The organism is Aquimarina spinulae, assembly GCF_943373825.1.
Lineage (GTDB): Bacteria > Bacteroidota > Bacteroidia > Flavobacteriales > Flavobacteriaceae > Aquimarina > Aquimarina spinulae.
Map to the genome: position 1 here is coordinate 103,578 of NZ_CALSBP010000003.1, position 25,272 is coordinate 128,849.

A 25,272-nucleotide genomic window follows, 5' to 3' on the forward strand; every position below is an offset into this window, starting at 1 on the left:
TTGCAAATTATAAATGGTTTAGATACCACAAAAATTAGAACATAACGAATGAATCTTTTACAAGGTAAAACAGCTATTATCACTGGAGCTACTCGTGGTATTGGCAAAGGAATAGCAGAAATTTTTGCGCAACAAGGAGCAAATATTGCTTTCACTTATAGTTCTTCTGTTGAAGCAGCTAAAACATTAGAAAAAGAATTAAACGGATTAGGAATAAAAGCTAAAGGATATCAAAGTAATGCTGCAAGTTACGATCAGGCACAGGAATTAGCTGCAGATGTATTAGAAACATTTGGTAGTATTGATATTTTAGTGAATAATGCTGGTATTACTAAAGATAACCTTTTAATGCGTATGAGTGAGGAAGACTTTGATAAAGTTATCGAGGTAAACCTGAAAAGCGTATTTAATATGACAAAAGCAGTTCAAAGAACTATGCTTAAGCAACGTAAAGGAAGTATAATAAATATGAGTTCGGTTGTTGGGGTAAAAGGTAATGCAGGTCAAGCTAATTATGCAGCTTCAAAAGCAGGAATTATTGGTTTTTCAAAATCTGTTGCGCTAGAACTTGGCTCTAGAAATATTAGAAGTAATGTAGTTGCCCCTGGTTTTATTGAAACCGAAATGACAGAAAAACTTGACGAGAAAGTTGTAGAAGGATGGCGTAATGCAATTCCACTAAAACGAGGTGGTAGTCCCGAAGATATTGCAAATACATGCCTATTTCTGGCAAGTGATTTAAGTGCATATATTACAGGGCAAGTACTTAATGTGGATGGAGGAATGCTTACTTGATTTTAGAATTACGATTAACGATTTAAGAATCATTTTTTTGAATATTTTAATATTTTTTGATGCTAAAAGTCATTAAATTTCAACTTGTATGAAATGAGTTGCACTTAACACTCTAAAATAAATTGTAATTCGTAACTCAACCATCGTATATCGTAATTAATAGAATGCAAACAGAAACAATCTTATTGATCATAGCCGCTTTTATAACAGCATTAATTGTTGCATTGTTTCAATATTGGTATAAAACAAAAAACAGGAAAAAAAACATCCTGTTTTTTGCTTTTTTACGTTTCCTTAGTGTTTTTGCACTACTATTGCTGTTAATTAATCCTACTTTCAAACAGAATACGTATTATGTAGAGAAACCTGCTTTGGTAGTTGCAGTGGATAATTCTTCTTCAATAAAATATCTTAAACAAGATCAGAAAATTACTCAGTTTGCAAACCAAATTGCTGATAATGAAGAACTCAATGAAAGATTTGATATTACTTATTATTCATTTTCTGATAAATTAAATGATTCTCTACGCTTTTCTTTTGATCAAAAGCAGACTAATATATCAAAAGCGTTAGAAGAACTTGAGCAAATTCATAAAAATACAATTGCTCCTACAATTGTGATCACCGATGGAAATCAAACTTATGGTAAAGATTATCAATTTAGTAGCATAGGGTATAAGCAAGCTGTGTATCCGATTATTTCTGGAGACACAATTAAGGTGCTGGATACCAAAATACAGCAACTCAATGTTAACCGTTATGCATATTTAAAAAATAAATTTCCTGTAGAGGTAATTCTTACATATTCAGGCAATGAGGAGATTACAACTACATTTCAGGTAAGGTCGGGTAGTAGTACAATTTTTTCTCAACCCGTTTCTTTCTCAGGAACAAATAACTCTACAGTAGTTAATTTTACCCTGCCGGCTAATACGGTAGGTGTAAATCAATACGTTGCGGCATTGATACCTTTGGATATAGAAAAAAACACAATAAATAATTCGAAAACTTTTGCTGTCGAGGTAATTGATCAAAAAACCAATGTGTTGTTGATTAGTGATATAGTACATCCAGATCTTGGAGCTATAAAGAAAAGTGTCGAAAGTAATGAAAGGCGAAGTATAACGATTAGTAAACCTAATGAGAATAAGGAATTAGATGATTATCAGTTAGTTATATTGTATCAGCCCAATACTAGATATAGGGCAGTATATGAAAAATTAAATACCCTGAAAAAAAATTATTTTACGATTACCGGCTCAAAAACAGATTGGGTTTTTCTTAATAGGATACAAAATAAATATACCCAGGAAATTACACGACAGAATGAATATTATGTTCCCAGGTATAACAATAATTATGGAGCATTTCTTCAAGAAGATATTGGTTTTCAAGGTTACCCTCCTTTAATAGGTACTTTTGGAGAAATTAGAATGAATTCGAATCATGACCCTTTATTATATAGAACAATAAGTAATATTGATACAGACGAAATGTTACTTGCAACCATAGAACAAGGAGGAATAAGAGAAGCCGTTTTGTTTGGAGAAGGAATATGGAGATGGAGAGCTCAAAGTTATTTAGATACTCAAAAATTTGAAGATTTTGATGAGTTTTTTGGCAAACTGATCCAGTATCTGGCTTCAAATAAAAGAAAGAGTAGGTTAAATACTATCTCAGAGTCATTTTATTATGGTAATGCCAGTGTTGTTATTAAAGCAGAATATTTTACAAAAAATTACGAATTTGATAGGAGAGGAAATTTAAGAATTTCAATTAAAAATAAAGAAACAGAAGCTACTCAAACTATACCTATGTTATTGAAAAATAATTCATATGAAGTAGATTTGAGTAATCTTGATGCGGGAAATTATGACTATACAGTAACAGTATTAGGTGAAAATATAGCACGTTCTGGAAGTTTTGCAATTCTGGAATATGATGTAGAACAACAATTTCTTAACGCAGATGTAACAAAACTGAAGCAAGTAGCTACTAATACTAATGGTAAGTCATATTATTTAAATCAAAAAGACACACTTATAAAAGAATTACTAGCAGATCAAAGATATCAAACGATACAAAAAAATAAGGAAAATGTAGTATCTTTAATAGACTGGAAATATCTTTTAGCAATAGTTATTTTGTTACTTACTATAGAATGGTTTGCACGAAAATATAACGGACTTATTTAAAACTAAAAACTCAAAATTATTATGGAAAAATTACCAAAAATAGGATTGCCTATTCTAATTCTATTAGTATTAGTAATCGTCTTTATTTCAAAATCAACAGAAACTATTGGTTCTGGAGAAGCCGGTGTGCTTTATAAAACATTTGGAGGAGGTGTGGTTACAGATAGTCCACCTCTGGGAGAAGGGTTTCATTTAGTTGCTCCCTGGAATAAAGTAATCGTTTATGAAGTACGACAGCAAGAAGTTTTTGAAAAAATGCAAGTACTTTCTTCTAACGGGTTAGAAATTAAATTAGATGCTTCTGCATGGTTTCAACCAGATTATGAAAAATTAGGGTTATTACACCAACAAAAAGGAGAAAATTATGTGGCAAGAGTTTTATTGCCGACAATACGATCTGCAGCCCGTAGTGTAGTAGGAAGGTATACTCCAGAGCAATTGTATTCTAGTAAACGAGATGCGATTCAAAAAGAGATTTTTGAAGAGACAAAGAAAATTGTAAGTAATCAATACATCCAACTTAATGAAGTATTGGTACGTGATGTAACATTACCACCAACAATTAAAGAGGCAATCGAGCGTAAGCTAAAACAAGAGCAAGAATCGTTAGAATATGAATTTAGATTAGAAAAAGCCAAAAAGGAAGCTGAAAGACAAAAAATTGATGCAGAAGGTAAAGCGGTAGCTAATCAAATTTTAAGCGCTTCGTTAACAGATAAAATTCTTAAAGAAAAAGGAATAGAAGCTACATTACAACTAGCCAAATCACCTAATGCCAAGGTAGTAGTTGTAGGGTCAGGAAAAGATGGAATGCCAATAATTCTTGGTAACCAATAGAAAAACAAGATCGTATGATTAGGTTTACAGGCACTCTAGAGTGCCTGTGTTTTTTATTAATTTAAATACGTGTAAAACCTCTTAGTAATCATAAACGATAAAGAATTATAGCAGATGCTATACTATGAAGATCGTAAACACAAAAAATCATTCAAATGGAGATAAAAAATAAGGAAGATTCTTCGTTTTACATAAATAATCCGGATAATACATTTGTAGATAATGTAACTACTGCTATTCTGGAGGAATGTGATGATACGAAAGCATTTCATTCATCTTTACCAGGATATAAACCAACACCTTTGATTCCTTTACCTAACCTTTCCAAAAAATATAATGTTGGTAATATTTATATCAAAGATGAATCATTTCGTTTTGGTTTAAATGCATTTAAAGGGTTAGGGGCTTCATATGCTATACATCAGGTCCTTAAAAAGAAACCACAGATAGACACTTTTTGTACCGCTACAGATGGTAACCACGGAAGAGCTGTGGCATGGTCGGCTAATTTTTTTCATAAAAAAGCAGTAGTTTTTGTTCCGAAAGGAACGACAAATCAACGTATAAAAGCTATTGAAAAAGAAGGGGCTATAGTTGAACAAGTAGATGGTAATTATGATAAAACCTGTGCTTATGCTAAAGCAGTAAGTGAAAAAAATGGATGGGAGCTAGTACAGGATACTGCCTGGGAGAATTATGAAGAAATTCCAGCATATATTATGGGAGGGTATTTAACACTCTTTCAAGAAATGGAAGATAGCCTTCATCTTGCGTCAAATCCAAAAATAGATCTTGTTTTTCTACAAGCTGGTGTAGGGAGTTTTGCAGGAACAGGAATTAGATATTACTTAGAAAGGTATGGAGCAAACCGCCCTAAGATTATCATTGTAGAACCAACAGAAGCAGATGCAATTCTTGCTTCTTTTAAAAAAGGAAAAATAACGACTTCGTTAGGAAATAGTGAAACAATAATGGCGGGACTTAATTGCGGAACACCTTCTCTAGGAGCATGGGATTTAATAAAAAATGGAAGTGATGTCTCAATCAAAATTAATGATAAATATTCCAGAGAAGCAATTCGGGAACTTTATTTCTCTAGTGGTTCGGATACAAAAATAATTTCTGGAGAATCTGGCGCTAGCGGTTTAGCAGGTTTTATTGCGATCATGAAAGAACAAGAATGTAAACCGATAAAAGAAACGTTACGTATAAATGAAACCACTAATATTCTTTTTATAAGTACCGAAGGTGCAACAGATATTAATATGTTTGATAGTATTATAAGTGAGGAATAATGAATAGAACATTAGAATACAAATGAGAAAAATATTAGAAACCGAAAGATTATCTCTTCGTGAATTTAGCCTAGAAGACTCTGATTTTGTTTTAGAATTGGTTAACTCTCCAAAGTGGTTAGAATTTATAGGAGATAGAAATGTTAGAACACAAGCTGAAGCAAAGGGATTTTTAGAAAATAATCTAATACAAAGTTATAAAGAAAATGGGTTCGGTTTATGGGTAATTGTATTAAAAGAAACCGGTACTTCTATAGGAATGTGTGGATTAGTAAATAGAGATACATTAGAAGATATTGATATCGGATTTGCAATGCTTCCAGAACATTTAGGATTGGGGTATGGGTATGAAGTAGCCAATGCAACAATGAACTATGCTAAAAATACCTTACATCTCGATAAAATTGTTGGCATAACAAACCCTAATAACATTGCTTCAATTAAGTTGTTAAACAAAATAGGATTACGTTTTGTGAAAACGATAGAATTATCAGAAAAGGATACAGTCCTATTTTTTTCTACCCCTACAGATACTAAGGAAGAAAAAGAACTAAACAAACTAACAACGAGATTTTTTAGCCTGTTTACCAATGCAGAGGGGAAGACCCCTAATATTGAAGAAATTGAGAATATCTTTATTTCTAATGGCATCATAATAAGTAATACCCATGGTGTTCCAGAAATCTATGATCTTAATGAGTTTATAACTCCAAGAAAAAAAATGCTAAGCGATGGGACACTTACAGATTTTAGAGAAAGCGAAATTTTACATAAAACAGAAATATACGGTAATGTAGCACAACGATTTAGTTTTTATGAAAAATCGGGTAAATTAAACGGAGTGTATTTTGAGTCTCGGGGAATGAAAACTATTCAGTTTATCAAAGTAGGTCTTGATTGGAAAATGTCTTCTGTTGCTTGGAGTGATGAAAAATAGAGTATAGTTAGTATTAGATGTGAGAAAGTTAAATTATGTTAAATTTAACTTCTATTGTGTTAAATTTGGTTTTTTACCGTAATTATATTACTTTTAAACCTTAAACTCAACTAATGCTTATATGAAAAAAAGAATGATCCGCCCGGTTCTACTGGGCTTGGGATTAGTCGCCCTATCAGTAATCGTAATTATTTCTATAAAGAAAGACAATTTAGAACAAAGTACGAACGAAACTGAAATCGATAATCTACGAGAACAACACAGTACCTATTTAAAAAACAGCCCTTACAAAGAGACTTTAAGACTTACAAAGTCTGAGCGAAAAGCCAAAGGACTTCCGCCAAATAGATATTTTGAGCAAATGTGGGAATTAACTATGAATCCTACAACTGGTAAAACAGAACCAGAGAAGATCTATGCAGTTCAAAAACAATTAGCAAATACAGCAAAAAGAGCTCCGGGAGATGCTCAAGATAACCCTTGGATAGAAAGAGGTCCTAATGATATTGGAGGACGTACCAGAGCTATTTTATTTGACCCCAATGATGCCAACAATAGAAGAGTTTATGCCGGTGGTGTAAGTGGTGGATTATGGGTTAATAACGATATTACATCTGCCGCTTCACAATGGAGTCGAGTGCAGAATGTTCCCGGAAATCTTTCGGTAACCTCAATAACTGTAGATCCTAGAAACTCAAATACATGGTATGTAGGTACAGGAGAACAATATACCTTTGGTGCAGTGGTAGGTAATGGAGTATACCGCTCTACAGATGGTGGTAATACCTGGCAAGCTGTCAATATTCCTGCTGCTGGAGGCGGAAATATTAATTTTAGCGCTACAAACCTTTTCCTTTCAGGGATTTATTATGTAAATGATATTGTAGCATGGAATAATACAGCACAAAATCGTACTGAATTATTCGTTGGAGTAGGAGCACATAGATATGGAGACTCTTCTGGACCAACAAACTGGTTAGGAATCCAGTCTGCAGGAATTTACCGATCAATAGATGGTGGAGCGAACTGGAATAGAATAGAATCGGCTAATATGCAATACCAAAATAATAATGTAAATTATTACTATATACCTAATGATTTTGAAATAGGAGCCGATAATAGATTATGGGTTGGTACTATTAATTCACCGTTAGGAAATGGAGGAGGACGTGTATTTAGCTCTAATGATGGTGCAACCTGGACAGAAGCAGCAGCTTCCCCACTTAATGATTCTAATAGAGTAGAGTTAGAAACTTCTGCAACCAATGCTAATAAAATATATGCATTAACCCAAGGTGTTGCCAGAGATGCTAATAATGATGTAATAGATCCAGTTCATGTTTATCGTAGTTTGGATGGTTTTGCAACAGCTCCGACTGCTACAACATTACCAAATGATGTAGACAATGGTATTCCTGCAAAAGATTTTACCAGAGGACAGGCGTTTTATGATTTAATGATAGAGTCAGACCCCAATAATGATAATATACTATATGTTGGAGGAATTGATCTTTTTAGATCTGCAAATAGTGGTGATGCATGGAGCCAAATTTCAAAATGGTCTAACAATAATAATTTAGCTGGATTAGGAGCTTCAATTGTTCATGCAGATCAGCATGCTATGACATTTAGACCAGGAAACTCAAATCAGGCAATTTTTGGTAATGATGGAGGGGTATTTTATGCAAATAGCTTGTCTACGGCTGCAAATAATAATGTATTTGGAGCAAGAAATAATAATTATAATGTAACCCAATATGTAAAGGCAGGTATAGGTCCTAATGGAGCTGGCGATGTAGCAGGTATCTTTTCTGCAGGAGCTCAGGATAATGGATCTCAGGCATTTAGAAATATAGTAGCAGGAATAAATGGATCCGAACAATTAACAGGAGGAGATGGTTTCTACACTTTTATAGATAAAGATGGTGAATATATGATTGCTACGTATGTACATAATGTAATTCATAGATTTAATTTACCATGGGATGGACGTAGTAGAATACAAGGAGGAGCAACTACTCTTGTAAATGAAGACTCTACCGGAGATTTTGTAAACCAAATGGGATATGATAGTAATGCTAATTACTTATTATCGAATGCCTCTTCTTATGATGCAGCTACAGAGACTTGGAACTATTTTATAAAAACTATTGATGTTGCCGGAAATAGAAATGATGATATTACAAATGCATTACTAACAAGCAAGCCTACGGCTTTTATCGCTTCTCCTTTTGCTAACAATACCTGGTATGTAGGAACTGCCTCTGGTGGTTTATTAAGATTAACAAATGTAGGTTTTGGAGCAGCTAATTGGGCGGAAATAAATACGCCTTTTGTTGGATCTGTTTCCTCTGTTAGATTAGGAGCAACAGCAAATGATATCATGGTTACGATTCATAACTATGGTGTTACTAGTGTATGGTACTCTTCTGATGCAGGAGTTAATTGGTCAAATAAAGAAGGAGATCTTCCTGATATCCCGGTTAGAGATATTTTACAAAACCCATTAGATAGAACAGAAGTTATTGTAGCAACACAACTAGGAGTATGGGTTACTACTAATTTTGATACAGCAAATCCAAATTGGGTTAGATCACAAAATGGTATGAGTGATGCTAGTGTAACCTCTTTTGATTATTGGGAAATAAATGGAGATCAAAATAATAATACGATTATAGCTTCTACTTATGGGCGAGGTATTTTTACAGGTTCATTTACTGCTAATGGAGTGCAAGATAATGAAGCGCCAACAGCGCCAACAAACCTTATCTCATCTAATGTTGCTGAGACTACGTTAACATTATCCTGGACTGCTTCTAATGATAATGTCGGCGTTACAGAATATGATGTATATCAAGGAAATGTTAGAATAGGATCTACAGCAGGAACAAGTACTAATATTAATTCGTTAACAGCTAATACTTCTTATCAATTTAGAATCAGAGCTAAGGATGCCGTTGGAAACGAATCTGGATTTAGTAATACGCTTGATGTTACAACATTAGCCCCAGCACCAGTTGACCCTTGTGCAGGAGTAGCTGCGTATGTTAATGGACAGGCATATCCGGTTGGAAGCAGGGTGACATTCTCGGGAGATTTGTATGAGAGAACTGCTGCAACATGGATTAATCTTGGAGCATGTGGAGTTCCAGGAGATGCTCAAGCGCCTACAGCACCAACGAATCTTGTAGCATCTAATGTTGCAGAAACTACACTAACATTATCCTGGACTGCATCTAATGATAATGTTGGCGTTACAGAATATGATGTATATCAAGGAAATACTAGAATCGGATCTACAGCCGGAACAAGTACTAATATTAATTCGTTAACTGCTAATACTCCTTATCAATTTAGAATTAAAGCTAAGGATGCTGCAGGAAACGAATCTGGATTTAGTAATGCAGTTAATGTTAATACATTAGCTCCAGCACCAGTTGACCCTTGTGCAGGAGTGGCTGCCTATGTTAATGGTCAGGCATATCCGGTAGGGAGTAGAGTAACATACTTAGGAAATTTATATGAGAGAGCTGCTACTATCTGGACTAATCTTGGGCCATGTGGAGTTCCTGCAGCTGTTGCAGCTGTTGCTAATTCGACCCAGAGTACTGATCTTACAGGGCCTCCTATAACTCCGATGCCACTTAGCTTTTACCCTAATCCTGTAGAAAATGATATGTATGTTGCTACAACAGATATATCAGAAATAAATTATATGATAATGAATGCTGCTGGACAAATTGTTGCTCAGGGAGTTATAAATAATAATAAGGTGGATGTTCAAAACTTAAATAAAGGAATATACATACTGAAATTAAAATCAGAAAATGATATAATGATTAAACAATTCGTGAAAAAATAATAATTTTTATAACAGTGATTTGTTTAGAAGGCTGTCTGAAAGGGCAGTCTTCTTTTTTTTTACTTCTGTTTATATTTATAAGTAAAAAAGCCTCCATAATATAAATTATGAAGGCCTTACTAAATAGTAAAATGGTTAGTGGTTACTACTTATCTTTAAGTTTCTTAGCTTGCTTTGTCCATTTATCTCTTTCAATTCTGCCAGGAAAGAATTGAATAAGAGTAGTTACGGTATCAATATCTTCTGTGGTAAATTTACTAATTTGATCAAAAGTATAGATACCAATACTGTTTAATTTTTCTTCAATAAAAGGACCAATACCACTAATTAGCTTTAAATCATCCTTTTGAGAGGCATCTGCTTTACCAAAACTATCAAAATTTAATGTAGGCATTTCTCCGCCATTTGTAACAGCTACTCCTCCGTGATCCCGCGTCTTAACTGCTTTAATTCCATTTTCGGGATTAGAAAATGTCGAATTTGCCTTTTCGTTATTTGCATTTTTAAGCATGGCATTTTCTCTTTCACACTCATCCAATGCTTTTTTATATTTTTTTTTGAGCGCTCTTTTTGATAGGAACCTTCCTAACAAAAATGCCAGGAATAATAGCAATAATAGGCACCACCAATTTGCTTCGTTTAAAAAATCTAACATAGTTATAATATTTTTAGTTTACGGTTATTTCTATTCTTCTGTTTTTTGCTTTGTTTTCCTCGCTATCATTCGGAACGATAGGATTTGATTCTCCCTTAGATAAGGCTATAATCTTATCTTTAGCTATACCTTGCGAAATAAGATATTCTCTTACATTATTTGCTCTTTGTTGTCCAAACCAGAGATTTGCTTCTTCCTCACCAACATCATCTGTATGTCCAGTGATTACAACAGATTTATCAGGATATTTATTAATGTAATTTTTAAGCTCTAATGCATAATTAGATAAAGTGGCATCTGGTTGAAATGTTTTTTGACCAAAATTAGAATGCAATGTTCGAGTAGTTATACTTTTTTCAACTTCGGCTAATCTAGCTTCATTTAATGTGCTGAAATTTAATAGTATTCCACCAGGATATTCCCCATTATCAGAGTAGGTGTAATTATTTAATTGCGTTTTGGTTACGATACGATCTGCATTAATTCCTGCTGTAACCAAGATATCTTTAATAAAGTTAGCTCTAGAACTACCTAATTGTGTGCTATCACTATTTTCAGAAGAATTCTCATAACCATAAATGATAAGTTCCTGATCTTGGTGTTGTCCTAAGTAATCAGTTACTTGTTGGCTAAAACCTTTTAGAGAATTGGGGATAAATACATCTCCATTGGTATTGTTAATCTTTAGATTTTCAACATATCTAAATACATCTTGCCCGTGGGGTCCTTTTGCAAATAATCCAACACTTCTATTTGCTGCTGCGATGCTATCTTCATATGCTTTTTTTGCTAATGCTTCTAATTCGGGATCAGGTTTTTGTTCTACTACAGGTATACTTTCATTAGTGCTTTTTGTACACCAATCACAAGAGTAATACCACCATATTGCCAGCCAGGCAAAAAGTAAAAAAATAAGAAAAGAGGAGAAATTTTTCATGCGTTGTTGATTAGTATTGGTTTTTTAAAGTTATAAAAATGTTTATAATCAACCTATTGCAGGCGTTAAATTCTAAGGATTTAATCATAGAAAAAAGATGAATCGCAAAAAAATAAGCTGAAATGCGTTTGAGTAAAAATAATTTTTTATAAATTCGCAGGGTATTTAGAAAAAAACAATGAATAATATATTTGTACATCATCATCATTCTTACATTTTCGCTCAGGCGTGGTAGGTATGATATGTGTATAACACAATAATATGAAAACCCGTTTGAGTAATTCAAACGGGTTTTTTGTTTCTGCAAAACTCGTTTTTGAATTGCTCAAGCACAACACCAACAAAATGTCAAAAATTAAAATTGCAATTCAAAAAAGCGGGCGCCTTAATGAGGATTCAGTAAAAATACTGAAAGACTGCGGTATTTCGATTGATAATGGTAAAGATCAACTAAAAGCCCAAACCCGTAATTTTCCTATGGAAGTTATGTTTTTACGAAATGGAGATATACCTCAATATCTTAGGGATGGTATCGTTGATATCGCTATTATAGGAGAGAATGTACTTATAGAAAAGGGGAAAGATATTTCGATTACAGAACGACTTAATTTTTCAAAATGTAAAGTTTCTCTAGCAGTCCCAAAAGATTTTGAGTACAATTCGATTAAAGATCTTGACGGAAAAAGAATTGCTACTTCATACCCCAACACAGTTAATGAATATCTAGAAAAACAGGGAATCTCGGCAGAATTGCACCAAATATCTGGATCGGTAGAGATCGCACCGAATATTGGTTTGGCAGATGCAATTTGTGATATTGTATCCAGTGGTAGTACATTATTTAAAAATAATCTTAAAGAAGTAGAAGTAATGCTCGCTTCTGAAGCCGTACTTGCGGTGTCTCCAAAAATATCAGACGATAATAAAACACTTCTTGAAAAATTACAATTTAGAATCAAAGCAGTTTTAAAAGCTAGAAATTCTAAATATGTCCTGCTTAATGCTCCTAACCATAAAATTGAAAATATTGTTAAAATATTGCCAGGTATGCGAAGCCCAACAGTATTGCCACTTGCAGAAGAAGGCTGGAGTTCTATTCATACTGTTGTAGAGAAAAATAAATTTTGGGATATTCTTGATGAGTTAAAAGCAGAAGGAGCAGAAGGAATTTTGGTTTGTCCAATAGAAAAGATGGTTTTATAAATAATTTAATGTGTTTCTGTTACAACAGAAATGAAGAAGAGATGCAAAAAATATACAATCCAAATAAAAACAATTGGCCAGAGATATTAAAAAGACCAACACAAACTGTAGCCGATATTGAAGAAAAAGTGTTGACTGTTTTTAATGAAGTCAAAACAGAGGGTGATCGGGCGGTACAACGTTATACTAAAAAATTTGATAAGGTAGATCTTGATGCAATTCTTGTAGATTCTGAAGAAATAGAAGAAGCAAAAAAACAGGTAAATCAGGATTTAAAAGATGCAATACAATTAGCTAAATCTAATATTGAAAGGTTTCATGCGGCACAAAAAACGGATAAGGTTTCAGTTGAAACAACAATCGGAGTGAAATGCTGGCAGGAGAAAAGACCTATTCAAAAAGTAGGATTATACATCCCAGGAGGAACAGCTCCTTTGTTTTCTACAATTTTGATGTTAACCGTTCCTGCTAATCTTGCAGGATGTAAAGAAATCGTATTATGCTCCCCTCCGAATAAGGAAGGGAAAATTCACCCGGCTATTTTGTATGCCGCTAATCTTTGTGGGGTAACAAAAATCTGTAAAGTAGGAGGGATTCAAGCTATTGCAGGAATGACTTTTGGAACAGAAACTATTCCGTCTGTATACAAAATATTTGGTCCGGGTAATCAATTTGTAACAGTAGCAAAACAACTGGCAACGAAGTTTGGAGTCGCTATAGATATGCCAGCGGGACCAAGTGAATTGCTTGTGGTCGCAGATGATACTGCCAATGCATCCTTTATTGCTTCTGATTTGTTAAGCCAGGCAGAACACGGTAAAGATAGCCAAGTGATTTTGGTATCTACATCTAAAAAAATGATGGATGAAGTAGAAGAAGAGGTAGTTAAACAACTAGCGGTTTTGCCAAGAAAAGAAATTGCCGAAGGAGCTATATCCAATTCAAAATTAATCTGCGTTGAAGATGATCAGCAAGCTATAGAATTAATCAATGAGTATGGCCCTGAGCATTTTATAGTATGTACAAAAAATGAGGATTTTTTTATTGATAATATAACCAATGCAGGCTCTGTGTTTATTGGTAATTATACACCAGAAAGTGCAGGGGATTATGCCTCGGGGACTAATCATACGCTACCGACCAATGGATATGCAAAACAATATAGCGGTGTAAATCTGGATAGTTTTATGAAGTCAATGACATTTCAGAAAATATCAAAACAAGGCATCCAGAACATAGGTAAAGCAATTGAACTTATGGCCGAAGCAGAAGGTTTACAAGCGCATAAGAATGCAGTAACACTACGATTAGAGAGTTTGAAATAGTTGTTAATTGATTGGCACAAGTAGCTAGTAATCATTAATGAGGTTTTAACCAACAGCAATACACTAAAAATGAATAAAATTCAATTCAATATAAAACAATTAGTTCGTAAGAATATACAATATCTAAAACCGTATAGTTCGGCCAGAGACGAGTTTACAGATTTTGATCAGGATATGGTTTTTTTAGACGCCAATGAAAATCCTTATGAAAATGGAGTCAATCGATATCCTGATCCGCAACAGAAAAGTTTAAAAAAGATAATAGCAAATCAAAGAAAAGTTTCAGAAACCAATCTACTTCTGGGTAATGGTAGCGATGAAGTATTAGATCTGATATTTAGAGCGTTTTGCGAACCTGGTATCGACAATATTATTACAATGCCTCCTACATACGGGATGTATAAAGTATTGGCAAACATCAATAATATAGAAGAACAACAAGTATGTTTAAGAGAGGATTTTCAACCAGACGTCGAAGCTATACTCGCTACAGCGAATAGTTATTCTAAATTACTTTTTATTTGTTCTCCTAATAACCCTTCGGGAAATTTGATTGAACAAAAACGAATAGAAGAACTTCTTGAGCGTTTTAGAGGATTGGTGATTATTGATGAAGCGTATATTGATTTTACCGATAGAGAAAGTTGGGTAGGGAGTATAGATAGATATCCAAACCTTATAGTAACGCAGACGTTATCCAAAGCATATGGCTTGGCGGGCATACGATTAGGAGTTTGTTATGCTTCTGATAAAATAATAGCCGTTCTAAATAAAATAAAACCACCTTATAATGTGAACGAATTAACACAACAGCGAGCTTTGAAACGTGTTATCGAAGAAGATCAAATTCTAGCTGAAGTATCAGCTATAATAAAGGAACGTACCCATTTAGAAAAAGCTTTATCTACCATAAATTTTGTAGAGAAAATATTTAAAAGTGACGCCAATTTTATTTTGGTAAGAGTTGATGATGCTAATAAACGATACGATCAGTTAATTAAAGAAGGTATTGTGGTTCGCAATAGAAGTACACAACCTTTATGCAAAAATACACTTCGGTTTACAGTAGGTACTAAAGAAGAAAATGAAAAACTAATACGAGTACTTACTTCAATTTCAAAATCATGAACTCATTTCAGAAATTTTTTAAATAAAAGTAAAATTAGAGACAATATTATAATATGAAAAAGAAAGTATTATTTATAGATCGTGATGGTACGATTATCAAAGAAACAGCAGATGAGCAGATAGATGCGTTCGAGAAGATGATATTCTATCCAAAGGCATTTACGTATTTAGGTAAAATTGCTCAGGAATTAAACTATGAACTGGTAATGATCACCAATCAAGATGGTTTGGGTACCGACGTATTTCCTGAGGATACATTTTGGCCTGTACATAATTTTATTATGAAATCTTTTGAAAATGAAGGAGTCATATTTGATAAAGTATTTCTTGATAGAACTTTTCCTCATGAAAATGCTGATACCAGAAAACCAGGAACAGGGTTGTTAACCGAATATTTTTCTGAAGAATATGATTTGATAAATTCTTTTGTGATCGGAGATCGTTTAACTGATATGGAATTAGCTAAAAATCTAGGAGCGAAAGGGGTTTTTATTAATGATAATACCAACCTGGGAACAGGAGAGATTACAATAAAAAGGGAAGAGTTAAACAATCATATTGCTCTGGAGAGCAATGATTGGCAAAAAATATATGAATTTCTTAAACTAAAAGATCGCGTTGCAGAAATTTCCCGAAAAACCAATGAAACTGATATTTATATCAAACTAAATCTTGATGGCACCGGTAAAAGTAATATTAGTACAGGATTAGATTTTTTTGATCATATGTTAGACCAAATTGCTCGTCATGGTCAAATGGATTTAGATATCAAAGTAAAAGGAGATTTAGAAGTCGATGAACACCACACTATCGAGGATACTGCAATAGCATTAGGAGAAGTATTTAGTAAGGCTCTGGATGATAAATTGGGAATCGAACGTTATGGTTTTTGTTTACCAATGGATGATTGCCTGGCACAGGTAGCTATTGATTTTGGAGGACGTAATTGGTTAGTATGGGAAGCAGAATTTAACCGTGAAATGATAGGTAAAATGCCAACAGAAATGTTTTTTCACTTTTTTAAATCGTTTACAGATGGGGCTAAAGCAAATCTTAATGTAAAAGCAGAAGGCACCAACGAGCATCATAAAATTGAAGCTATTTTTAAAGCTTTTGCAAAAGCTATTAAAGTAGCCGTAAAACGTGATCCAGATAAAATGATTTTACCTAGTACTAAAGGAGTACTATAATTAGTTACGAATTAAGATTGAAGAATTGTAAATCTAAAATCATAAACCTAAAAGATAAAGTGAAAATTGTAATTATCAATTACGGAGCAGGAAATATCCAATCTATAAAATTTGCAATACAAAGACTGGGATACGAAGCGATATTAAGTAACGATCCCGAAGAAATCAAAGCAGCAGATAAAATTATTTTTCCTGGAGTAGGCGAAGCGAGTAGCGCAATGCATAAGCTTAGAGATTCTGGATTAGATGGCTTGATCCCAGAATTAGAACAACCGGTTTTGGGAATTTGTCTGGGGATGCAATTAATGTGTAACTATACCGAAGAAGGAAATACCAGGGGATTAGGAATTTTTGATGTCGATGTCATACGATTCGACAATCAGGTAAAAGTACCACAGATAGGCTGGAACCAGATAGAATCTCTTGATTCGCCTTTGTTTGATGGGATCTTAGAAAAAGAGCATATCTATTTAGTACACAGTTACTATGCACCAGTTATCAAAGACACTGTCGCAAAGACTCGTTATGGAGTTACATATAGTACAGCACTGCAGAAAGGTAATTTTTATGCAACTCAGTTTCATCCTGAAAAAAGTAGCGTTGTGGGTGAGAAGATATTAAAGAATTTTTTGAAATTATAAAAAGAAAGTAATAATACAGTAAAACTATGAGAATAATACCAGCTATAGATATTATTGAAGGGAAATGTGTTCGTCTTTCGAAAGGAGATTATAACACAAAAAAGATATATAATGAAAACCCATTAGAAGTAGCTAAGGAATTTGAAGCCCATGGAATAGAATATCTGCATTTAGTAGATTTAGATGGGGCAAAATCTAAACATATAGTCAATCATAGAGTGTTAGAGCAAATCGCATCAAAAACAAACTTGAAAATTGATTTCGGAGGAGGTCTTAAGACCGATGATGACCTTAGAATCGCTTTTGAAAGTGGAGCAAATCAAATTACAGGAGGAAGTATCGCCGTAAAAGATCCGAAAACTTTTATATCGTGGCTACAAAAATTTGGAGCAGATAAAATTATTTTGGGGGCAGATGCGCATCATGAAAAGATAGCAGTAAGTGGATGGCAGGAAGAAAGTGATAAAGAATTGATCCCATTTATTAAAGAATATATGAAACAAGGAATAACCTATGTCATTTGTACTGATATTAGTAAAGACGGAATGTTACAGGGACCTTCATTTGATTTGTATAAAAAAATATTGGATCAAGGAACAGTAATTACTAATGATAAGGAGGTAACAAGAACAATAAAACTAATAGCATCAGGAGGAATATCTACCTTTGATGAATTACCAAAACTGGCAGAACTCGGTTGTGAAGGAACTATCATTGGAAAAGCGATTTATGAAAACAGAATTAGCCTGAAACAATTAGAAGAATATATCCTGTCATAAGCTTAAAAAAAAATCAAGAGATGGCTAAAGAGTTTACTGAAAAGCAACTTTTCGAAAAATTAAAGTCTATAGTAAAGAAGGGATAGTAGCGTACAAAACTCGTATTTGAGTAAAAAAAATGATTATGTTAACAAAGAGAATTATACCATGTTTAGATATCAAAAACGGCCGAACCGTAAAAGGAGTCAATTTTGTAGATCTGCGAGATGCGGGTGATCCTGTAGAACTTGCTGATGCATATTCAAAAGCAGGTGCAGATGAATTAGTGTTCTTGGATATCTCTGCAACAGAAGAACGTCGTAAAACATTAGCAGAATTGGTGCTTAAAGTAGCAGAAAAAATAAATATCCCTTTTACTGTAGGTGGAGGAATTTCATCTATTGAAGATGTAGATGTTTTATTGCAAAATGGAGCCGATAAAGTATCTATAAATTCTTCTGCAGTAAAGAACCCGCAATTGGTTAATGATCTGGCAGGAAAATTTGGATCACAATGTATTACCGTAGCTATAGATGCAAAACAAATCGATGGTAAATGGATAGTACACTTAGTAGGAGGCAAAGTACCTACAGAATTGGATTTGTTTGACTGGGCGAAAGAAGTAGAAAAACGAGGGGCTGGAGAGATATTGTTTACATCTATGGATCATGATGGTACCAAAGACGGGTTTGCGAATGAAGCATTGTCTATATTGTCAGAAGAGCTAAATATACCCATAATTGCTTCTGGTGGAGCAGGAAATATTCAACATTTTGTAGATACATTTAATGAAGGTAGAGCAGATGCTGCACTAGCAGCAAGTGTTTTTCACTTTAAAGAAATAGAAATTAAAGATTTAAAAAAGAAATTACAGGATAATAAAATTCTTGTACGATTATAAAAAAAAGAATCTTCGATGAGCAAAAACAAATGATATAAATTTTAATATCATAGTAAACTTTTCGAAGTGTTTTAAATTATGGAAATAAATTTCAATAAAAATAATGACGGACTTGTTCCTGCTATTATACAGGATGCAATAACTAAGAATGTATTAATGCTTGGATACATGAATCAAGAGGCATATCATACTACTGTAGAAACAAAAAAAGTAACTTTTTTTAGCCGTACCAAAAATAGATTATGGACAAAAGGAGAAGAAAGTGGTAACATTTTGAATCTAGTAGACATAAAGAATGATTGCGATAATGATTCTCTTTTGATTACAGTGAATCCAGTAGGCCCAACTTGTCATAAAGGATCAGATACATGTTGGAACGAAGATAATAAACAATCTTATGGATTTTTGTCAGAACTTGAAGATGTGATTAGAAATCGAAAAGAAAATCAGAATGATTCAACATCATATGTAGCATCGTTATTTAGAAAAGGAATTAATAAAGTAGCGCAAAAGGTAGGGGAGGAAGCTGTAGAAGTAGTTATAGAAGCTAAGGATGATAATGAAAAGTTATTTTTAAACGAAAGTGCAGACTTATTATTTCATTATTTGATACTTTTACAAGCAAAAGGATATGAGTTAAAAGATATTGTAAAGGTTTTAAAATCTAGAAGTTAATTTATAATAAAAAATATCACTGAAAACAGGGAGTGTTTTTCTTTCTTTTTTTTGATAAAATTGCAAAATATTATTGTATTGAGATTTCTTTGATTAATAGCCTTTTAAAACCTTATGTTTCTTGCTGTTGCATATATAAACATTATTATTATTACTTATGATTGAAAAACTACTCTTCTACGCATTTCTCTTTTTGGTGTCTTTTTCTTCATATTCTCAATGTAATTTGGGTCTTATCACTATAGAAAAGTGTGGTATGGAAAATATAGACTTCGACGGGGTCAACGGCCCCGATGGGATTATCAATTTATATAATGAAACTGGTACTACATTAGCAGATGGTACATGGCGTATAGATCCAAGATTTAAATCGGCTTTTGATGAAGTAACCGGTAATTTATCTACATGGGCATTAAAAAGAGCAACTACAGCAGTAACTCAAAATAATTATTTTTTCGAATTAATGAATGCTGCCACCTGTGGTACAGATCCAGTTAGAACCGCTCGGTTAATTTTAGGTCCATTTTCTGGAGTTGCATTACCTCCATCTGGTCCAAATAATGTAAATGCTCAAGGTTGTGATCTTATTGGTTTTGATTTGTTTAGTGCGTTTGCATTAGATAGTAACACACCCTCTCCGCATTTGAACGGGGAATGGACATACAATGGTTCTAGTAGTAGCTTTATAAGTGTTGGCAATGATGGTTTTCTTATGGTTGAAATACCTTATCAGCCTGGGTTGCCTTTAGTAGACCAAGAAGTTTTCGAATTGACTTATACTGTTTCTGGTATTGCGGGATGTTCTCCTCCACAACAAACTACCGTTCGGGTAGCAATGGTTAGACAAGTAGATTCGGGAGAATCTGAGCCCACTCATATTTGTGAAGACGATCTTTTGGCCGGAGTATACGATGCTGATATAGATTTAACTAACGACCTATATTTATTAGGAGAAGATATCGAAGGAGTCTGGTTACCAGAACCTACAGGACAAATTGATAACTCTCAGGATTCTATGGTTAATTTGAGAGCGATTTATGACAATCTTATTAGCGGTAATAACTTACGATTTGGAAGAGAGCAATTTGATTTCGTTTATGGTGTAGAGCAACGTTCTGCAGTGTGTGATGATAAAACCACAAAAGTCAGTTTTGTGTTCTATGAACAACTAAGGCCATTTAACCAAAAGGACCCCCCTTTTCAAATATGTACTAATATTCCTGGAACAATAGATTTATATGATTTGTTAGAATTTACTACAGAAAACGGTATACCATTCGAATATTTTAGTGATAAAAGCACGAATTGGCGCTTGGTTTCGGGCCCCTCTGATTTAGGGCTAATTGTTTTATCACCTAATCCCGATCCATTAAAGCCTTATACACACAGAGGAACTGTAAATACTTTTGGAGCAGATCCTGGTACTTATATTTTTGAATATGCGGTGAGCCCTAATATTAATAGTGATCCTGGTGGTTTTTGTGATCCCTATGAGACTGATATAATGGCAGATTTTTATTGTGAACACCCTTGTAATATTATGACTGCCAGAGTAGAAGTTCAAATATTTGGATTTGACTATGCGGGAGAAGATACAAAAGATATTAACCTATGCGAATCTCAAGGACAAGTAGACCTTAGAAGCTTATTAAAAACTAATGGTAATACAATAGCAACTACAGGAGTATGGACAAACGCAGCAGGAGATGTAATTGATAATACGTTTGTTTTTCCAAATAGTAACAGTTCTCAAACATTTACATTTACCTACTCAACAAACACAGTAAATGGATGTGTTGATAGTGCGAATTTAACATTTACAATTAACAAATTATCTAATGCAGGGGAAGATGAAAGCGCAACACTCTGCTCAGATGATTTAACGATAACCCTTTTTGATCTTTTAGGAGGCAATCCAAGTACAACAGGAACCTGGGCAGGCCCTTTTGGGTATACATCACCAGATCATTTAGGTGTTTTTGATTCTAGTAATGTTTTGTTACCGGTTTTGGGAGCAGGAGATTATATATATGTAGTGCCGGGTAATGCAGGGTGTTCTGCATCAGATCAATCTACAGTAACTATTACCATTGTAGAACCAGTAGAAATTGGTAATGATCGAAGTGAGACTTTTTGTAAAATAGATGGTAGGGTTAGCTTATATTCACTTTTAGATAGAGATACTCCACGTACTGGAGTTTTTGAAGATACCGATAATACAGGTGCGTTAAGTGTGGATGGGGTTGTAGAGTTTGAGACATTAACAAACAATATTTATAATTTTAGATATGTAATAGCAAATACACTGCCTTGTGATCAATCTTCTTTAAATGTAGCCATACAAATTGTGGATTTACCAATCCCTAACGTACCCCCTCAGGAATTTTGTATTCTTGATGCTGTCAGATTAGAAGATATTGAAGTTGATGTTCTAAACTATAACTGGTACACTACTTTAGAAAGTGAAATTCCTATTATTGATAATCCTTTACTTTTTGATAACCAGGTATATTATATTGCTACAATTGATGCAAATAATTGTGAATCCGAACGTCTTGAAGTTCCGATAAATATACTAAATACAGGAGAGAGATTTGCCAAAGGAGAATTATGTACTCTTGATTTTCAGGATGGAGTATCGCCAAACGGTGATAGTCAGAATGATACTTTTGATTTGTTGATAGAAGAGGTGTATAATATCCCAGAAGCATTTCCTGATTTTGATTTGAAAATATATAATAGATATGGTAGTCTTGTCTATGAAGGAAATATTAATACAGAAGAATTTAGAGGAGAAAGCAATGTATCAGTACAGTTAGGAGATGATCTTCCTTCGGGAACATACTTTTATGTTTTTGTTCCAAATTTTGAAAATAATTTACCAATACAAGGAAGTTTTTACCTAAGCAGATAAACCAATGAAATTGAAGTTAGTTTTTATAATGTCAATAATTTTCTGCTCGATGATCTATGCCCAGCAGGAACCACAATATTCTCAATATATGTATAATATGAGCACGGTTAATCCCGCATATGCTACAGGTCAAAGTGGTTTGATTTCGACCGGGTTATTATACAGAAGGCAATGGACAGGCATTGAAGGGGCGCCGCAGACAGCCAATATATTTGCTAATATCCCTATGAGTGAAAAAATTGAGCTAAGTGTAAATTATGTAAACGATAGGATAGGAGATGCTATCCCGGTTAATAATGATTATATAAACGTTGATTTTGCGTATATCACAAAGATTTCTGATCAAACTCGATTATCATACGGATTGAAAGCAGGTATCAATAATTTTAAAATTGATCCTTCTGGTTCTGATGTCGCTAATGATCCTGCATTTGCAGATAATACATCTACCACACAATTAAATATTGGAGCAGGTTTGTATTTGTTTACTAATAATTTTTATGCAGGTATATCTTCGCCTAATTTACTTCCTAGTGATATAGATATCGATGGTATTGGTGTTGCGCAAACAAAGACACATATATATGGTATTGCTGGATATGTTTTTGACTTTGTTGATGAAGTGAAATTAAAACCTTCGATGGTTATTAAGCAGGTTTTAGATTCTCCTTTAACTTTTGATCTTTCGCTAAACTCTTTGATTTATGATAAGTTCGAATTAGGAATATCTTATCGATATACAGACTCTTTTATTGCTTTGGCAGGGTTTAATATTACAAAAAACCTAAAAGTTGGATATTCCTATGATTTTAGTGTTAGTGACTTAAGCGGTTATAATAATGGAAGTCATGAAATTGTAATACTGTTTAATTTTGACCTTCTTAAGTTTAGTAATAAATATTCCTCTCCAAGATTTTTCTAGATGATAAAAGCTAAGATATTATTGATATTAACTATACTGATTACTCAGTTTGCCTTTTCCCAACAAAAAAGCAGAGCAGATCGCTTTTTTGAAAAAGGAGATTATATAAACGCAGCACAGCAATACGAAGAAGAGTTAAATCAGGAAGGATATACCAAACATATCCTTAGAAATATTACCACCTCATACTATAATACTTTTCAATTTAGAAAAGCGTATCGATATCTAAAGATATTAACTTCTGGTAAGTTTTATGATAAGGATAAAACATACGATAATCGGTATAACTTTATGATGTATCAGGTACTGTCTGCTTTAGGAGAATATGAAAAATCTGTAGAATACCTCTCTTTGTATAAATCAAATAATACAGTGAGAGATTTTAGCGCCTCTGATGCGATTTCTACAATAGAGGATTTTAAATTGAAAGATGACGATTATACTATAGCAAGTGCTGTTTTTAACTCTGAAGCCTCTGATTTTGGAGCTATTAGGAGAGATAGTATTCTTTATTTTACTACCGATAGACGTCCTTATGGTCCTTTGGACAAAAATTATAGATGGACACATCGCCCGTTTTTGGATATTTATAAAGTAAAGGTGGATCAGAACAATAAACCTGTTTCTGAAATTGAAACGATTTCAAAAGAAATTAATTCAAAACTTCATGAAGGTAATTTTTGCTTTACTGCCGACGGAAATACAATCTACTTGTCTAAAAGTAATTCTGAAAAAGGAAAAAAGAAATTTGATAGTATTAATAATAATGCTATTCATTTATATAAGGCTATTAAAGTTGATGGTAAATGGGGCAAACCTGAGAAATTAGAATTTAATGATGTAAACTACTCTGTTGAGCATCCTTCATTAAGTGCAAATGGAGAGATGCTATATTTTAGTTCGAATATGCCTGGAGGATATGGAGATTTTGATATTTATTTTGTTACAGTAAATCAGGATGGTACGTATGGTAAACCAACTAATGTAGGGCCAACAATTAATACTGAGAATCGAGAACAGTTTCCATTTATTTCAGAAAAAGGAAATCTATTCTTTTCTTCAAATGGGCATTTAGGATTAGGTATGATGGACATATTTGTTTCAGAATTAAGAAGAGGAGAATTTATAAAACCCATTAACTTGGGAGCACCAATTAATTCTAGCTACGATGATTTTTCTATAACTTATTATAATGAAACAGATGGTTTCTTTGCTTCAAATCGAAAAAAAGCAGGAGATGATATTTATACCTTTTCTCAAATTGGAGATATTTTCCCGCGAGAATATAGAGTACGTTTTGAAGTTAGAGATTATGCAACCGATAATTATATAGCCAATTCAGATGTTGTTTTGTACAATAATGATAATGTAAAAGTATATGAGAGCCAATTAGATTCTATTGCAGCTTTTGATATTAAGATATTTCCCGGGAGGTATAATTTTAAAGCTTCTGCAGATAAGTATAAAACCAGAACCAAACCATTAGTGGTTAAAGAGAAAGAAGAAGAGACCTATATCATTTATTTGGATAGAGCAAAAGATGCCGTTGTAACAGATAAGAGCGATGATAAAAATAGAATACAGATCAACGATAGTACTAATATCAATGAACGTACTAGAATTAGTGAATCTAATACAGAGCGTAAAAAAGAAGAAATTACCAAAACCAGGCTAAGAGAAATTCTTCTTGCAGACAAAGATGGCCCTCCGGTTATCGAAAGGAATGGAAAACTATACTTTGATATGCCTCCAATTTATTTTGATTACGATAAATGGAATATACGAGCTGATTCTAAAAAAGTACTGGATAAACTTGCAGTAAAGTTAGAGCGATATAAAACCGTTTATATTAATATAAGTTCTCATACAGATAGTAGAGGTACAGATTCATATAATCAGGTATTATCAGCCAAAAGAGCAGAATCTACTCGTAATTACCTAGCTTTGGTAGGGTATGTAAATGCAAGGAGAATGCAGTTTGTTGGGTTTGGAGAATCTCAACCTTTAATTGATTGTGATAGTAAAGTGTGTACAGAAGAAGATCATCAAACTAATCGAAGAAGTGAATTCGAAATTGTTAGGTATTAATAATTTGTTGAAAC

At 33.5% G+C, this 25,272-nt stretch carries 19 protein-coding genes; 17 read left to right on the plus strand and 2 right to left on the minus strand.

The features are described 5' to 3' along the window. Window positions 1-48 precede the first annotated feature (48 nt). The 6 genes from fabG to NNH57_RS23220 all read left to right on the plus strand — a co-directional run bounded on the left by fabG (window position 49) and on the right by NNH57_RS23220 (window position 9,921). The gene (gene fabG, locus NNH57_RS23195) at window positions 49-795 is read left to right on the plus strand and encodes a 3-oxoacyl-[acyl-carrier-protein] reductase (RefSeq protein ID WP_025663711.1); all 747 of its coding nucleotides are present in this window, start codon (window positions 49-51) and stop codon (window positions 793-795) included. Window positions 796-959: 164 nt separating this feature from the next. After that, window positions 960-2,990, plus strand: a complete 2,031-nt coding sequence (locus NNH57_RS23200; RefSeq protein ID WP_074406375.1) for a hypothetical protein — start codon at window positions 960-962, stop codon at window positions 2,988-2,990. Window positions 2,991-3,011: 21 nt separating this feature from the next. Further along, on the plus strand, window positions 3,012-3,827 hold the full coding sequence (locus NNH57_RS23205; protein ID WP_074406374.1) for a prohibitin family protein: 816 nt from the start codon (window positions 3,012-3,014) through the stop codon (window positions 3,825-3,827). A gap of 155 nt (window positions 3,828-3,982) precedes the next feature. Further along, the gene (locus NNH57_RS23210; protein WP_108808899.1) at window positions 3,983-5,122 is read left to right on the plus strand and encodes a diaminopropionate ammonia-lyase; all 1,140 of its coding nucleotides are present in this window, start codon (window positions 3,983-3,985) and stop codon (window positions 5,120-5,122) included. Between the two features lie 22 nt (window positions 5,123-5,144). Continuing rightward, entirely contained in the window at window positions 5,145-6,059 is a 915-nt protein-coding gene (locus NNH57_RS23215) for a GNAT family N-acetyltransferase (protein WP_199915441.1), read from the plus strand. A gap of 121 nt (window positions 6,060-6,180) precedes the next feature. After that, a complete protein-coding gene (locus NNH57_RS23220; RefSeq protein WP_108808900.1) occupies window positions 6,181-9,921 on the plus strand; it encodes a fibronectin type III domain-containing protein in 3,741 nt (1,246 codons plus the stop codon). A gap of 145 nt (window positions 9,922-10,066) precedes the next feature. On the opposite strand, the gene NNH57_RS23225 is transcribed toward NNH57_RS23220, so the two are convergent. Beyond that, the gene (locus tag NNH57_RS23225; protein ID WP_108808901.1) at window positions 10,067-10,576 is read right to left on the minus strand and encodes a hypothetical protein; all 510 of its coding nucleotides are present in this window, start codon (window positions 10,574-10,576) and stop codon (window positions 10,067-10,069) included. A 13-nt stretch (window positions 10,577-10,589) separates the two neighbouring features. Then, a complete protein-coding gene (locus NNH57_RS23230) occupies window positions 10,590-11,513 on the minus strand; it encodes an OmpA family protein (RefSeq protein ID WP_074406369.1) in 924 nt (307 codons plus the stop codon). A gap of 345 nt (window positions 11,514-11,858) precedes the next feature. On the opposite strand from NNH57_RS23230, the gene hisG reads away from it, so the two are divergent. From hisG to NNH57_RS23285, 11 genes are all read left to right on the plus strand, one after another. Next, complete coding sequence (gene hisG, locus NNH57_RS23235; protein ID WP_074406368.1) at window positions 11,859-12,716, plus strand: ATP phosphoribosyltransferase; 858 nt, start codon at window positions 11,859-11,861, stop codon at window positions 12,714-12,716. Window positions 12,717-12,757: 41 nt separating this feature from the next. Then, window positions 12,758-14,041 carry a histidinol dehydrogenase gene (gene hisD, locus NNH57_RS23240; protein ID WP_074406784.1) on the plus strand — a complete coding sequence of 428 codons (1,284 nt, stop codon included), beginning with the start codon at window positions 12,758-12,760 and terminating at the stop codon, window positions 14,039-14,041. A gap of 69 nt (window positions 14,042-14,110) precedes the next feature. Beyond that, window positions 14,111-15,169 (plus strand): histidinol-phosphate transaminase, encoded by a 1,059-nt coding sequence (gene hisC / locus NNH57_RS23245; RefSeq protein ID WP_074406367.1) that lies wholly within the window; start codon window positions 14,111-14,113, stop codon window positions 15,167-15,169. A 53-nt stretch (window positions 15,170-15,222) separates the two neighbouring features. Then, a complete protein-coding gene (gene hisB, locus NNH57_RS23250; RefSeq protein WP_074406366.1) occupies window positions 15,223-16,359 on the plus strand; it encodes a bifunctional histidinol-phosphatase/imidazoleglycerol-phosphate dehydratase HisB in 1,137 nt (378 codons plus the stop codon). Window positions 16,360-16,418: 59 nt separating this feature from the next. Further along, window positions 16,419-17,000, plus strand: coding sequence for an imidazole glycerol phosphate synthase subunit HisH (gene hisH, locus NNH57_RS23255; protein WP_074406365.1), 582 nt, complete (start codon window positions 16,419-16,421; stop codon window positions 16,998-17,000). Between the two features lie 26 nt (window positions 17,001-17,026). After that, on the plus strand, window positions 17,027-17,779 hold the full coding sequence (hisA, locus tag NNH57_RS23260) for a 1-(5-phosphoribosyl)-5-[(5-phosphoribosylamino)methylideneamino]imidazole-4-carboxamide isomerase (protein ID WP_074406364.1): 753 nt from the start codon (window positions 17,027-17,029) through the stop codon (window positions 17,777-17,779). A 124-nt stretch (window positions 17,780-17,903) separates the two neighbouring features. Continuing rightward, entirely contained in the window at window positions 17,904-18,659 is a 756-nt protein-coding gene (gene hisF / locus NNH57_RS23265; protein WP_074406363.1) for an imidazole glycerol phosphate synthase subunit HisF, read from the plus strand. Window positions 18,660-18,737: 78 nt separating this feature from the next. Next, window positions 18,738-19,334, plus strand: coding sequence for a bifunctional phosphoribosyl-AMP cyclohydrolase/phosphoribosyl-ATP diphosphatase HisIE (hisIE, locus tag NNH57_RS23270; RefSeq protein ID WP_074406362.1), 597 nt, complete (start codon window positions 18,738-18,740; stop codon window positions 19,332-19,334). A gap of 256 nt (window positions 19,335-19,590) precedes the next feature. Beyond that, complete coding sequence (locus tag NNH57_RS23275; protein WP_108808902.1) at window positions 19,591-22,248, plus strand: gliding motility-associated C-terminal domain-containing protein; 2,658 nt, start codon at window positions 19,591-19,593, stop codon at window positions 22,246-22,248. Between the two features lie 4 nt (window positions 22,249-22,252). Beyond that, window positions 22,253-23,170, plus strand: a complete 918-nt coding sequence (locus NNH57_RS23280; RefSeq protein ID WP_074406360.1) for a PorP/SprF family type IX secretion system membrane protein — start codon at window positions 22,253-22,255, stop codon at window positions 23,168-23,170. Beyond that, window positions 23,171-25,258, plus strand: a complete 2,088-nt coding sequence (locus tag NNH57_RS23285; RefSeq protein WP_108808903.1) for an OmpA family protein — start codon at window positions 23,171-23,173, stop codon at window positions 25,256-25,258. Window positions 25,259-25,272: the final 14 nt, after the last annotated feature.

Bases quoted from the DNA above. Each gene is read 5' to 3' on its own strand.
- NNH57_RS23280 (WP_074406360.1), top strand. From the start codon at position 22,253: ATGAAATTGAAGTTAGTTTTTATAATGTCAATAATTTTCTGCTCGATG.
- hisC (WP_074406367.1), top strand. From the start codon at position 14,111: ATGAATAAAATTCAATTCAATATAAAACAATTAGTTCGTAAGAATATA.
- NNH57_RS23225 (WP_108808901.1), bottom strand. From the start codon at position 10,576: ATGTTAGATTTTTTAAACGAAGCAAATTGGTGGTGCCTATTATTGCTA.
- hisF (WP_074406363.1), top strand. From the start codon at position 17,904: ATGTTAACAAAGAGAATTATACCATGTTTAGATATCAAAAACGGCCGA.
- fabG (WP_025663711.1), top strand. From the start codon at position 49: ATGAATCTTTTACAAGGTAAAACAGCTATTATCACTGGAGCTACTCGT.
- NNH57_RS23205 (WP_074406374.1), top strand. From the start codon at position 3,012: ATGGAAAAATTACCAAAAATAGGATTGCCTATTCTAATTCTATTAGTA.
- hisIE (WP_074406362.1), top strand. From the start codon at position 18,738: ATGGAAATAAATTTCAATAAAAATAATGACGGACTTGTTCCTGCTATT.
- NNH57_RS23230 (WP_074406369.1), bottom strand. From the start codon at position 11,513: ATGAAAAATTTCTCCTCTTTTCTTATTTTTTTACTTTTTGCCTGGCTG.
- NNH57_RS23220 (WP_108808900.1), top strand. From the start codon at position 6,181: ATGAAAAAAAGAATGATCCGCCCGGTTCTACTGGGCTTGGGATTAGTC.
- hisA (WP_074406364.1), top strand. From the start codon at position 17,027: ATGAGAATAATACCAGCTATAGATATTATTGAAGGGAAATGTGTTCGT.
- NNH57_RS23210 (WP_108808899.1), top strand. From the start codon at position 3,983: ATGGAGATAAAAAATAAGGAAGATTCTTCGTTTTACATAAATAATCCG.
- NNH57_RS23200 (WP_074406375.1), top strand. From the start codon at position 960: ATGCAAACAGAAACAATCTTATTGATCATAGCCGCTTTTATAACAGCA.
- NNH57_RS23215 (WP_199915441.1), top strand. From the start codon at position 5,145: ATGAGAAAAATATTAGAAACCGAAAGATTATCTCTTCGTGAATTTAGC.
- hisD (WP_074406784.1), top strand. From the start codon at position 12,758: ATGCAAAAAATATACAATCCAAATAAAAACAATTGGCCAGAGATATTA.
- hisG (WP_074406368.1), top strand. From the start codon at position 11,859: ATGTCAAAAATTAAAATTGCAATTCAAAAAAGCGGGCGCCTTAATGAG.
- hisB (WP_074406366.1), top strand. From the start codon at position 15,223: ATGAAAAAGAAAGTATTATTTATAGATCGTGATGGTACGATTATCAAA.
- NNH57_RS23285 (WP_108808903.1), top strand. From the start codon at position 23,171: ATGATAAAAGCTAAGATATTATTGATATTAACTATACTGATTACTCAG.
- NNH57_RS23275 (WP_108808902.1), top strand. From the start codon at position 19,591: ATGGAAAATATAGACTTCGACGGGGTCAACGGCCCCGATGGGATTATC.